This is a genomic window from Pantoea sp. MBD-2R (genome assembly GCF_039134845.1).
Lineage (GTDB): Bacteria > Pseudomonadota > Gammaproteobacteria > Enterobacterales > Enterobacteriaceae > Erwinia.
Map to the genome: position 1 here is coordinate 3561285 of NZ_CP152417.1, position 12794 is coordinate 3574078.

General features: G+C 53.9%; 11 protein-coding genes. 5 read left to right on the plus strand and 6 right to left on the minus strand.

Features of this window, described 5'->3' with window-relative positions; genetic code table 11:
• Positions 1-26 precede the first annotated feature (26 nt).
• The 5 genes from AAGQ96_RS16335 to AAGQ96_RS16355 all read right to left on the minus strand — a co-directional run bounded on the left by AAGQ96_RS16335 (position 27) and on the right by AAGQ96_RS16355 (position 5357).
• Positions 27-956: a substrate-binding domain-containing protein gene (locus tag AAGQ96_RS16335; protein ID WP_342754068.1), complete on the minus strand. Its 930-nt coding sequence runs from the start codon at positions 954-956 to the stop codon at positions 27-29.
• A gap of 119 nt (positions 957-1075) precedes the next feature.
• Positions 1076-2071 carry an inositol 2-dehydrogenase gene (gene iolG, locus AAGQ96_RS16340; protein ID WP_147199388.1) on the minus strand — a complete coding sequence of 332 codons (996 nt, stop codon included), beginning with the start codon at positions 2069-2071 and terminating at the stop codon, positions 1076-1078.
• A gap of 33 nt (positions 2072-2104) precedes the next feature.
• Positions 2105-3097, minus strand: coding sequence for a hydroxyacid dehydrogenase (locus AAGQ96_RS16345; RefSeq protein ID WP_147199391.1), 993 nt, complete (start codon positions 3095-3097; stop codon positions 2105-2107).
• A 1-nt stretch (position 3098) separates the two neighbouring features.
• Entirely contained in the window at positions 3099-3914 is an 816-nt protein-coding gene (locus AAGQ96_RS16350) for an aldolase/citrate lyase family protein (protein WP_147199393.1), read from the minus strand.
• Positions 3915-3923: 9 nt separating this feature from the next.
• The gene (locus tag AAGQ96_RS16355) at positions 3924-5357 is read right to left on the minus strand and encodes an NAD-dependent succinate-semialdehyde dehydrogenase (protein ID WP_342754069.1); all 1434 of its coding nucleotides are present in this window, start codon (positions 5355-5357) and stop codon (positions 3924-3926) included.
• A gap of 410 nt (positions 5358-5767) precedes the next feature.
• On the opposite strand from AAGQ96_RS16355, the gene AAGQ96_RS16360 reads away from it, so the two are divergent.
• The 5 genes from AAGQ96_RS16360 (at position 5768) to AAGQ96_RS16380 (ending at position 11122) form a co-directional block, all read left to right on the plus strand.
• Entirely contained in the window at positions 5768-6703 is a 936-nt protein-coding gene (locus AAGQ96_RS16360; RefSeq protein ID WP_147199399.1) for a MurR/RpiR family transcriptional regulator, read from the plus strand.
• Positions 6704-6850: 147 nt separating this feature from the next.
• Positions 6851-8695 (plus strand): 3D-(3,5/4)-trihydroxycyclohexane-1,2-dione acylhydrolase (decyclizing), encoded by a 1845-nt coding sequence (gene iolD / locus AAGQ96_RS16365; RefSeq protein ID WP_342754070.1) that lies wholly within the window; start codon positions 6851-6853, stop codon positions 8693-8695.
• A gap of 17 nt (positions 8696-8712) precedes the next feature.
• The gene (locus AAGQ96_RS16370; RefSeq protein ID WP_342754071.1) at positions 8713-8874 is read left to right on the plus strand and encodes a hypothetical protein; all 162 of its coding nucleotides are present in this window, start codon (positions 8713-8715) and stop codon (positions 8872-8874) included.
• Positions 8874-9683, plus strand: coding sequence for an SDR family oxidoreductase (locus AAGQ96_RS16375; RefSeq protein ID WP_147199404.1), 810 nt, complete (start codon positions 8874-8876; stop codon positions 9681-9683). The genes AAGQ96_RS16370 and AAGQ96_RS16375 overlap by 1 nt, the downstream gene beginning before the upstream one ends.
• A gap of 572 nt (positions 9684-10255) precedes the next feature.
• A complete protein-coding gene (locus AAGQ96_RS16380) occupies positions 10256-11122 on the plus strand; it encodes a nucleoside-specific channel-forming protein Tsx (RefSeq protein WP_147199407.1) in 867 nt (288 codons plus the stop codon).
• A gap of 59 nt (positions 11123-11181) precedes the next feature.
• Here the strand turns inward: AAGQ96_RS16380 and AAGQ96_RS16385 are convergent, their stop codons facing one another.
• Positions 11182-12783: a bifunctional aspartate transaminase/aspartate 4-decarboxylase gene (locus tag AAGQ96_RS16385; RefSeq protein WP_342754072.1), complete on the minus strand. Its 1602-nt coding sequence runs from the start codon at positions 12781-12783 to the stop codon at positions 11182-11184.
• Positions 12784-12794: the final 11 nt, after the last annotated feature.

Sequence of the window (12794 nt, forward strand, 5' to 3'; positions counted from 1 at the left end):
AAAGGATACCTGTAATAGCCCGTAATTTATTTCGTCATGAACTTTTGATAATTTTCCGGCGTGACCAGCTGAAAAGGAATAAAGTTAATATCCTTTATGCTTTCGCCTTTCGAGGCCTTTTCCGCCATATCGACAGCACCATAAGCCTGAGATTTTGCATCCTGGAAAACGGTTACGGTTAGTAATCCGGCTTTTATTGACTGCAACCCATTTGGGCCGCCGTCCGTTCCGCCTACCAGAATATCTTTGCCAATTTTCATGCCGTTGCTTTTAATCGCCATCGCCGCGCCAATCGCCATTTCATCCGCGTTGGCGGAAAGAATATCGATTTTATCACCCGATAAAATCCAGTTATTCATCAGGTTCATCCCGTCTTCGCGCATCCATTTTGCCGTATCTTCAATCACCACATGCATATTCGGATGCTTAGCAATAATCTCTTTCGCGCCCTGAGTACGAAACCGAGTCGCGTCATTGCTCAGTAAGCCTTTCATGATGGCGACGTTCACCGAAGGGCGATCTTTAACCCTGTCCGCAAGATATTGCATTTGCAGGCGTCCGGCTTCAATTTCATTGCTGCCAATATAGCTGACGCCATTTCCCATTTCGGAATCAGACGGCATACGGTTAAGATAAATAAGCGGAATTTTAGCAGCACGCGCGGCGTCAGAAACGTTTTTTGTCCCCTGAGTGTCAACCGGGTTAACAATAATGACGTCAACTTTTGCATTAATAAAGTTTTGCACCTGGCTTAATTGTTTATCTACTGCGCCTTGTGCATCTTCAAATTGCAATTTCATATCCGGATAGGTTTTCGATCTTTCAATGACGTAGCCTCTCAGCCGCGAAAGAAATACATCATCCATTTGGGCAATACTGACCCCAACCTGAAGCGCAAATGCCGACGGGCTGAGCGAAATTAATGCCAGAGACAATAAGATTATCTTTTTCATCATTACGATATCCTGTACGGCTGGGGATATTACAGCCAGCCCCTCAATCGTTTTCAAAGCATTAAATCCAGGCGGATGGCCTGGAACCGGGCAGAGCAGACCGCAAGGCGGATGGTGGATTTCTATTCCAGCGTGACGACGCTGTGGGTATCCGCCGACAGCTGTGCAGCATCCGCCAGCTTCAGGGCGAGGCAGCCGTCCCGAACCGTAACCGGCATAGTCCTGTCATCAGCAACAGCAGTAATAAAAGCATCCATTTCATGACGATAGGCATCGGTATAGCGCTGCATAAAGAAGTCGAGCAGCGGCCCGCGTACTTCGGTTTCCGTCGCGCTGAAGCGACGAACGGGGGTTTCTCGCAGGTTATCGTTCATCATCATCCCTGCCGAACCAAACACTTCCATGCGCTGGTCATAGCCGTACACGGCCCGGCGGCTACAGTTGATCTGGCACTGTTTCCCGGATGCTGTGCGCATCTGCACCATGACCGTGTCGTAATCGCCCAGCGCTTCCAGCGAGGGTTCAAACAGGCGGCTGGCAACGGCAAAAACCTCCGTCGGCTCTTCGCCCAAAAACCATCTGGCAAGGTCGAAATCATGGATAACCATGTCACGGAAAATGCCGCCGGAGGTTTTCAGATAGCCCATTGGTGCCAGGCCAGGATCGCGGCTGGCGATCAGCAACTGGTGAAAGTCGCCAATGTCGCCCTGCTGAATGCGACGATGCATCTCGCTGAAACCGGGATCAAAACGGCGATTGAAGCCCAGCATCACCCGATTCGCCTTATCGCCCAGCGCTTTTTCGGCGGCATACGCTTTGGCAATATCAAGATCGACCGGCTTCTCACATAATACTGCTTTGCCCGCTTTCGCCGCCGCCAGCATCAGATCGATGTGGGTATGCGTTGGCGTACCGATAACCACGGCATCAATATCAGGATGGTGGATCGCTTCCAGCGGATCGGCCAGCGCAATGCCGCCAAACGCCGCCGTCAGTGCCTGAGCGTTTTCAATTAACGGATCGGCGACGGCTGCCAGTATCGCCCCTTTATGTTGTGCAACGTTTGCAGCGTGCACCTGTCCAATACGGCCTGCGCCGAGCATCGCGACTCTGATCATTGTTAACTCCGGGTAAGAGGGTAATTATTATTTTTAAGGTGTCTGGCTCATCAGGTCGTCGAGCGCCAGCTGCTGATGATTGACCACCAGCGCGGTATCAAGCTGACCCGTGTAGAAATCGACTATATTGCTGGCGGCGGAAACCGACATACGCATCGCCGCTTCTGCGGTAAGGCCAGCGGAGTGCGGGCTGAGGATCAGGCGATCGCTTTGCGCCAGCAGTGCCGCGCTCAGATCCGCAGGCTCCTGCTTCAGCACGTCCAGCCCTGCTCCACCCAGATGCTCTTGTTGCAGCGCTTCGGCCAGCGCATCCTCATCGACGATGCCGCCACGCGCGGTATTAATCAGCAAGGCGCCGCGCTTCATCATTGCAAGCTCTGCCTTGCCGATAACCGGTTTTTCGCCACTTAGCGGCAAATGGACAGTGACGGCATCGGCGATCTTCAGGCCTTCCCCGATGTCACCCACGCGCTGCACGCCATGTTCGGTAAAAACGTCGTCCGGCAGGTAGGGATCGTAAGCGATAACTTCCATGCGAAAACTGGCTGCCAGGCGAGCGACTTCCCGTCCGATACGACCAAATCCCAGTACGAACAGCCTCCGGCCTGCCACTTCAACCGCTGAAAAACCGTTGCGGCAGTTCCATTCACCCTGACGGATGCTGCGGTCGAAGTAGCAAACACGTTTCGCCACGGCCAGCAGCAGCGTTAGCGTATGCTCGGCGACCGAGAGCGAATTGACGTTGCCGACCACCGTCAGCGGAATGTTGCGTTCAGTTAGTGCATTTACATCAACCGAGTCAAAGCCCACGCCGTGACGGGAAACAATCTGCAACCGATCGGCGGCTGCAATCTCTTTAGCGGTCAGCAGCTGCGTGCGGATCAGCAGGGCATCCGCCTCGGCGAGATAAGGCGCGTAGCTTTCCACGCTAACCTCCGGCACCAGATGAAAAGTGAAGCCCGGCGCGTTACGCAGCACATCCAGCCCGGCCTGGTGAATTTTTCCTGCAACCAGTACATGCGGCATATCAGTAGCCTCCTGACTGAGCCGGAGGCGCTGTACGCTGTCCGTCATTCAGCTCGCGAAACTGCTGGACGCTGGCGGCGGCGGCGGTGCGAAGCAGCTGGACGTCGTTCGAGACGGTGACCAGGTCGAATCCCCATTCCGCTGCTTTAGCCGCATAGGCTGCGGTGCCGTTGTGCAGGCCCGCTTTTTTACCGGCACGATGCGCGGCGTCGAGAACGTGTTTGATCGCCGCAACAATGTCCGGCTCATCCCGATCGAAGCCGGTGCGGTATTGACGTCCGGTCAGGCCGAGCGTCAGGTCGGCAGGCCCGATATAGATGCCGTCCAGCCCCGGCGTCGCAACAATGGCTTCGATATTTTCAACCGCTTCGGCCGTTTCAATCATGGCGAAGCAGACGACGTGCTGGTCCGCGTGCTGACCGTAATCCTGCCCGGCTGAAATCGTCACGCGAGTCGGCCCAAAACTGCGGCTGCCTGCTGGTGGATAACGCACGCAGGAGACCAGTGCACGCGCCTGTTCTGCCGTACTGACCATCGGGCAGATAATTCCCCATGCGCCCGCATCCAGCGCTTTCATAATGATGCCCGGCTCCAGCCAGGGAACCCGCACCATCGGCGCCACGCCGCTGGCCCGCATCGCCTGTAACATCTGTTTCGCTTCTTCATAACCCACAAAACCGTGCTGTAAATCAATGGTGACCGAGTCATAGCCCTGTTCGGCGATAATCTCAGCGGTAAAGGTGTTACCGATACTCAGCCAGCCATTCAGCACGGTTTGACCGGCTTCCCAGCGCTGTTTGATGTTATGCAGTTTCATGCCTTCTCCTCACAGAACCACCTGGGCCAGTTTGACGTTCATGTAGTCATGAATGCCTTCCGAGCCGCCTTCACGCCCCATCCCGCTCGCTTTAATACCGCCAAAAGGCGCTTCGGCAGCGGCCAGCGCGTAGCTATTTATCCCCACCATGCCTGATTCAAAACGCGCGATGGTTTCACGAATTAATGCCGGATCGCGCGTAAACGCGTAGGCGGAGAGCGCAAAGTCAGAGCCGTTGACCCGACGCCACAGATCGTCCGTCTCCTTAAACGAAGTGATGGCTGCAATCGGGCCGAAATTCTCTTCCGCGATAGCGAGCGCCTCGTCAGGAACATCCGCAATGACGGTGGGCGCATAGAAGAAGCCGCCATTGTTCTCGATGCGCTGACCGCCGGTGACGACTCTTGCTCCCCGTTTACGGGCATCCGCAACGATGCTTTCAATCGCTTCAAGACGGCGGATGTTGATCAGCGGGCCCATTTGGGTCTCTTTGTCCTGCCCGTAGCCGACCCTTAGCTGGCTGGCGCGGCTGGCGAAGCCTTCAACGAAGGCGTCATACAGGCTTTCATGCACGTAGAAGCGATCGCAGGTCACGCAAACCTGACCACAGTTGGCGAATTTGGTGGCGACCGACAGATCCAGCGCCTTCTCAAGATCGGCATCGGCATAAACGATCGCTGGCGCGTTGCCCCCCAGCTCCATGCTGAGCCGCTTGATGGTTGCGGCTGAGTCGCGGATCATCTGCTGTCCAAGCTGGGTTGATCCGGTTAACGACACTTTTTTGACCACGGGTGATGAAATAAGCGGTTCGTAAGTGGCCGAGGTTGGCCCCACCACCAGATTGGCGACGCCTGGCGGCAGCCCCGCTTTACGCAGACATTCAAAAATCATCATTGCCGAGCCAGGCACTTCGCTGGAAGGACGCAGCACAACGGTACAGCCCGCGGCCAGCGCGGGTGCCAGTTTGCGAGCCACCAGCACCACCGGAAAATTCCATGCGGTAAATGCGGCGACTACCCCTATCGGCTCGTGAGAAATTTCACACCGCCCGCCAGGCACGCGACTCTCGACAATGCGGCCGTAAATCCGCCGCGCTTCTTCCGCATGCCAGACAAACTGATCGACAGAAAGCTCCCATTCGCGTTTGGCCTGAGCAACCGGCTTGCCGCTCTCTTGGGAGATCACTAAGGCCGCCTGTGCGGTTGCCGCGACCATTTCAGCCGCTACACGCTGCAAGATATCGGCGCGCTCCCAGCCGGACGTCCCTTTCCAGCTGGCGAAAGCCCGATCCGCGCTGTGCAGGGCTTCTTCAGTATCCGCAACTGACGCGCCCTGAAGGGTGCCCAGCTGGCTGTTGTTACCTGGATCGATCACGCTGACCACTTCGCTACCGCTTCCCGTGCGCCATCTGCCATTAATAAACTGTCCGAAATTGTCATACATGGTGTGCTTTCCTCCGGCATCCGAGCCAGGTCGGTCAGACCGCCTGCTCATCGTTGCATCTGCCTGAAACGCTCCTGTTAAACGCGCAGAAACCGTCACAGCAGCATCAATATTTGCAATATTAGGATCACAGCAATAAAAATTGCAATAGCGTCAAACCGACAACTCCAACTGCAAAAAGAACTTTAAAAACCTTAATAATCAATAGAATAAAAATAAAAAGAGTATTAATTTTTCATTTGAACTTTGAAATGAAATCTATTTTTTAGAGACGAATCACAAATTCCACTGGTAAATTTTCCCTGCCGCCAGCAAATGCGTTAGAAATAGTTGCATGCGAGTTTTACTTGCAATTTTTATTGCTGTAGCGTGCTGGCATGACTGGCAACTGCCTGAGAAGGAATGAAGTAATGGGAAAAGCGAAAGACGTTCAGGCTGCACCGAAGCCGCTGCCGCACAATACTTATGAGCAAATTGTTAATGAAATTACCCAGCGCTATCCGCAGCTGTCGGAGCGGCATCAGCAGGCCGCCCGTTATATAACGCAAAATCCTAATACGGTGGCGCTGGAGTCGATTAACGCCGTGGCGGCTAAATGCGGCATGCACCCTTCGGTGCTGGTCCGTTTTGCCCAGGTGTTTGGCTACAGCGGTTTTAAGCAGATGCAGGGCGTGTTTCAAACGCGGCTGGCGACGGCAGCGCCTGGCTATAACGAACGCATTACCGCGTTGGAAAGCGATCTGAAAAAGAATGATGAGAAAGGCAGCTTTGGCTTTCTGCAAAGCCTGGTCATCAGAGATATCGCTACCTTGCATGAACTGCTCAACAACGTGGCAGAAAAGGATCTGGATGAAACAGCCACGCTGCTTAAGAACGCCGAAACGATTTATATCGCTGGTCAGCTGCGATCGGAACCTGTCGCTTCCCTGCTGCGCTATATGCTGACCATGCTGAACCGGCGCGTGATCCTGCTGGACTCCGCGGGTGGCCTGGCCCCGCAGATGGCCAACAATATGCGTGATAACGACGTGTTGATCGCTATCGCCTTTCGCCATTATGCAAAAGAGGTGATTACGATTGCCGATGATGCAGGCGCAAGAAACATTCCGGTAATTGCGATTACCGACGGCCAGCTCTCGCCGCTGGCAAAAAATGCTCAGGTGCTGTTTACCCTTCCTGAAGAGGAATACAGCTTTTCGCGATCGCTGGCCGCGCCGGTTTGCCTGGCTCAAAGCATTGCCATGGCGCTGGCAGCCGCATTACAGCCGGAGCACGAGCAGCCGCGAATTGAAACCATTACCGAAAGAGAAAAGCGTGCAGAAGGTCGTAAACGTAACCGCGCCTGATTGAGCCCATAAGATCCCCGCTATGACCACCGGGGATCTTATCGCCTGAATTTGCAACTTTTGTTGCATATGAAATATTTAAGCAATTAACGCTGTAACAATAAACTGTGATGCTGTTCTCTGGCGTCCTCTCAGAGTGAGAAAGATATGGCTACGATTCGTTGCACGACAGCTCAGGCGATAGTTCGCTATCTGAGTCAACAATTTACCGAAGTGGATGGCAAACGTGTTCCGCTTTTTCCCGGGGTTTACGGCATTTTTGGTCATGGCAATGTGACCTGCCTTGGCGAAGCGCTTGAAGCCGTTCAGGATACGCTGCCGACCTGGCGCGGCCAGAACGAGCAGTCGATGGGCTTTGCCGCGGTGGGTTTTGCCAAAGCGATGGTTCGCCGCCAAATTATGGTGGTCACCGCCTCAATTGGCCCTGGCACCACCAATTTGCTGACCGCCGCGGGCGTTGCGCATACCAGCCGTCTGCCGATGCTAATGATTTGCGGCGACAGCTTTGCCCGGCGCCATCCCGACCCGGTGATGCAGCAGGTTGAGCATTTCAGTAATCCCACGCAAACCGTCAACGATGCTTTCAAATCGGTCACTCGCTATTGGGATCGTATTACCTGGCCGGAACAGATCCTCTCTTCGCTGCCGCAGGCGGTGGCCACCATGCTGGATCCGGGCGAATGCGGCCCGGCATTTATCGGCGTTTGCCAGGATGTTCAGGAGATGGCGTGGGATTATCCGGAAGCATTTTTCCAGCCGCGTCTGCATTCGATGCCGCGCCCACGTCCGGATCGTCTGGTGCTGGCGCAGGCGGTCGAGCGCCTGAAACAGGCAAAACGGCCGCTGATTATTTCCGGCGGTGGCGTGCGTTATTCGCAGGCCGAAGCGGTGCTGGAAGAATTTGCGCTGGCGCACGGTATTCCGGTAGTAGAAACCATCGCCGGTAAAGGCGCCTTTACTCACGATCATCCCGCGCATATGGGGCCGATTGGCATTTTGGGTTCAACCTCTGCTAACGAGCTTGCCGCTCATGCCGACGTGATCCTCGCCGTGGGTACGCGTCTGATGGATTTTGTCACCGGCTCCTGGACGGTGTTCGACCATAAAGCTCAGTTTATCGCGCTTAACGCCGCGCGTTTCGACGCTCATAAGCACTTTTCCCTCCCGCTGGTATGCGATGCCCGCGAAGGGCTCAGTGAACTGCACGCCGCGCTGGGCGAATGGGAAGCCGATGCCGCCTGGCTGGAAAGAGGCCGCAAAGCTTTTGCCGGGTGGAATGCACTGATCGCCGGACAGCAGGAACGCACCACCGGCAACGACGATCCCACTTATGCGCAGGTTGTCGGCGTGGTGAACGCGCAGGCGGCACCGGAAGATTACATTATCAGCGCGGCAGGCGGTTTGCCTGGCGAGCTGGTGAAGGGCTGGCGCGTCAAAAACAGCGGCACCTTCGACTGCGAATTCGGTTTCTCCTGCATGGGATATGAACTCTCCGCAGGCTGGGGCGTGGCCATGACCGAACAGGATCGGGATGTGTTCGTGATGATTGGCGACGGCACCTACATGATGATGAATTCGGATATCTATTCCAGCGTGCTCTCCGGCCATAAATTTATTCTGCTGGTCTGCGACAACGGCGGCTTTGCGGTGATTAACCGGCTTCAGAATGCCAAAGGCGGTGCCTCCTTCAATAATCTGCTGAAAGATTGTCGGGTCAAAGAACCCTTCCATGTCGATTTTGTCGCCAATGCGCAATCAATGGGCGCGCTGGCCCGTAAAGTCACCTCGCTGAACGAGCTGGAAGAAGCGATTCAGTGGGCGAAAGACAACGATCGCACGACGGTGATTTGCATTTCTACTCATCCTTACAGCTGGACGCCGGGCGATGCATGGTGGGACGTCGGCGTGCCGGAAGTGAGCGCTCGTGAAAGCGTTAATGAAGCCCGCGCGGCTCATGTTGAAGGACGTAAAAAACAGCGGCTCGGCCTTTGACAGGGAATAACAAAAGGGTGCTTAAAGCGAAACCCGGCATCGCGCCGATTGCCTGGCCGAATGACGCTCTTCCCCAGCTGGATGGCGACACGCCGCTGAAGTATGCCCGTATTGGCTATAACACCCTGCACAGCGCACTCTGCGCGGCAGGATATCATCTCGTTCAAGGAGTCATCTGATGAGTCAGTTAACAGGAAAAGTTGCCGTTGTTACCGGTGGCACCCAAGGGCTAGGCGCCGCTATCGCCCGTCATTTCATGCAGCAGGGCGCCGCTGGCGTGGTTATCTGTGGACGAAATCAGGCTAAGGGTGAGGAGATAGCCGCCCAGCTGAGCGAAGCAGGCCGAACTCGTGTGGTATTTGTACGCGCCGATTTATCTTCTGTGGAAGATTGTCGTCAGGTTATTGCGAAAACAGACGAGCTGTTTGGCAAAGTTGACGTGCTGGTTAACGCAGGCGGCATGACCGATCGCGGCACCATACTGGACACTGAGCCGGAGCTGTTCGACAAGATGTTTGCAACCAACGTGCGTGGCCCCTTCTTCCTGATGCAGGAGACAATCAAAATTATGCGCCGGGAGAACACTGAAGGCGCAATAGTGAATATTTGCTCCATGTCTGGCCTGGCGGGCCAGCCGTTTATTGCCGCTTACTGCTCATCGAAAGGGGCGCTGGCGACGTTAACCCGTAACACGGCCTACGCGCTTTTGCGTAATCGTATCCGCGTCAATGCGCTGAATATTGGCTGGATGGCGTCGGAAGGCGAAGACCGCATCATGAAGCAGTATCACGGCGCAGAAGACAACTGGCTGGAAAAAGCGGCGGCGGAACAACCTTTTGGCCGCCTGATTAAGCCCGAAGAAGTGGCGGAAGCCGTCACCTTCCTGGCCAGTACTGCCTCCGGCGTCATGACCGGTTCGGTAATCAACTATGACCAGTCAGTCTGGGGCGGTTATGACCAGGCGGCTTCTCCAGCAGCTCCGCTTTAAGGCATCGTCTTTCAGCCTGTTCAGGCAGGCTGAAAAAACCTTTAACGGCGCTTTCACTGGAGATTTGATGGACATTCAGCAAGTCACCGACATCCACTTTTTTTATCAACGGTTTCTGCTGCAAATCCGTTGCACCCGAATATGCCCACGGCAGCCAGCCTTAACCCCTGCTTATTTCTCCCTCTATCCATAAGATATCCTTATCACAACATCTGGCCGGTCTGGCTTTACAACGTCGTTCAGGACGCGTTGCTCACCCTAAAATTCCATCCCTCCGTCAGGCAAACGATTACCTGGCGAGAAAAACGGCCGTTATGCCGCGACAGCGGATTCCGCGCATTAGTTCAGTTGTTAATGTGATCTTAATCACACTTTAGCGGAATTGAAATGAAACAGAGTTTGACATGTGTGAGCAATCTCTATTTCCTAAAGCGCGAATCACGGCACACTGCCGCGGCATTTGATACGGGTGTTTTCGGTTGTGAAAACAGTCCTTCTTCCTCACCGGATAACGACTTAACAAGACCATCTTGCAGGCAGCAGAAAATGGTCATTAAGCATGTGGTAATCTAATGAAATATAAATCTCTGATGGCTGGCGCCCTGGTTGCGCTCTCTTACAGTGCCGCTTCGTTTGCTGCAACCGATGAACCACAATACGTTTCCGACTGGTGGCACCAGAGCGTGAACGTGGTAGGAAGCACCCATACCCGTTTCGGGCCGCAGTTCAATAACGATGTCTACCTCGAGTATGAAGCCTTCGCGAAAAAAGACTGGTTCGATTTCTATGGCTACCTCGATCTGACCAACTTCTTTGGCGTAGGCAACTCAAATGCCAACGGCGTTTTTGACCACGGCTCGCCGATGTTTATGGAGATCGAACCGCGTTTCTCCATCGACAAGCTGACCAACACCGATCTGAGCTTCGGCCCGTTCAAAGAATGGTACTTTGCCAACAACTATATCTACGATATGGGCCGCAACAGCGATAACCGCCAGAATACCTGGTATATGGGTCTGGGCACCGATATCGATACCCATTCCGACATTGGTCTGTCGCTGAACGTCTATGCCAAATATCAGTGGGAAAACTACGGTGCGGCCAATGAAAACAGCTGGGATGGCTATCGCTTCAAGGTGAAATACTTCGTCCCTATCACCACCCTGTGGGGCGGCAAACTGGGTTACGTTGGCTTTACTAACTTTGACTGGGGTTCGGATCTGCGTGATAAAAGCGATGCGTCGCGCACCAGTAACTCTATTGCGTCCAGCCATATCCTGTCACTGGCTTACGACCACTGGCACTACTCTGCCGTGGCCCGTTACTTCCATAACGGCGGACAGTGGGCAGATGGACAGGAGCTGAATTTTGGTAGCGGCCCGTTCGAAGTGAAGTCTACTGGCTGGGGTTATTACCTGGTTGTCGGCTATAACTTCTAATTTCCTGAAGCAATGCTCAACCGCCAGCCGAATGTTCGCGCTGGCGGTTGCCTCAGACGCTACTCAGCCGTTTGCGACGAGTTTTGCGTATATTCTTTGTAATAGTGTTCCATCATCTGTCGCAGCGCCTTACCGATGGCGGCATATTCATATTCATTGAGATTCGCCAGCGAAATACGCCCCGCGGGTTTTAGCGTGCCAAACCCTGTTCCTGGCAGCATAACAATGCCGGTTTCCTCAGCAATGCGGAATAACAGGTCGGTGGGATTTAATGTCTTATTCACCCAGGCTGCAAACTCGTCACCATAAACCTGGCGCGAAATGGCCTCCAGATCCAGCAACGTGTAATAATCCACTTCTTCTTCACTTATGCTATGCGTAATACCCAGCTCACGGTAGAGCACGGCCTGACGGCGTCGAATAATTTCCGATACCGCCGCCTTGTATCCGTTATTGCCATCCATCAGAGCAAACAGGCTGAACAGCACCATCTGTATCTGTTGTGGCGTGGATAATCCGGCCGTATGGTTTAGTGCCACGCTGCGGCTATCTGCAACTACGCGGTCAAGGAAACTCAGTGCGGGGACGTCAGGCGTCAGGGAAAGATAACGTTCGTTAAGGCGATGCTTTTCAGCATCGTTGAGGTTACTGATTTTTTCATCAAGAATATTTTGTCGGTGGGTGGCAATAACGCCCAGCCGCCAGCCTGTTGCGCCAAAATATTTTGAAAAGGAGTAAACCAGAATGGTATTTTGCGGACAGATCGCAAAGAGAGATTTAAAATCGTTGGCGAAAGTCCCGTAAACGTCATCGGTGAGGATGATAAGATCGGGACGCTGCTCCACTATTTTAGTCATCTTTTCCAGCGTGCGATTATCCATTTTTACCGAGGCGGGATTGCTGGGGTTCACACAGAAGAAAATCTTCACCTCAGGATCTAATAATTTATCCAGCTCCTCATCAGGATACTGCCAGTTATTTTCCGGGGAAGCGTTGATCATAACACTCTCCAGCCGGTAATCCTCCAGCTGAGGGATTTCGATATAAGGCGTAAATATCGGTGCCCCCATCGCTACCTTGTCACCTGATTTCACCAGGCCATTGGTACGCAATGTATTAAACAGATAGGTCATAGCCGCCGTCCCGCCTTCTACCGCGAACAAATCCAGGTCCTCGGCAGAGAGCATTCCGCCAATCATCTCTTTAACGATGTACTCACGGGTTATTTTTTCACTAATATGCAGCATCCGCGGCGGCACCGGATAATTAACGCCCAGAATCCCTTCCACCATTTCATGCAAAAAAGCCGAAGCGGAAAGGCCTAACTGATCGCGTACATAGCTGACGGCGCGCGATAAAAAAGCCACGCCTGGCTGTTCGTGGTTATTCGCCAGAAACGCGTCAAAACGGGCTTCAATGCCCTGAATTCTTGGTAAACCGCCTATGCCATGAGGAAGATAGGAGTAGGAGAGCTCAGCTTCTTCGGTGGCAAACAGACCCAGTCGCCAAAAAGCTCTGCGAGGAAGCGTCGCCAGAAAATTGGGATTGCCCCGACCCGCATTGAGCATCAGCCTGTCAGCCTTACTTGAGGCCAGCTCAATTAGCGCATCTTTTAATTCAAACGGACTCAGTGAAGCATATTTTTCATAGGGATTTGACATAACAAGGCTCT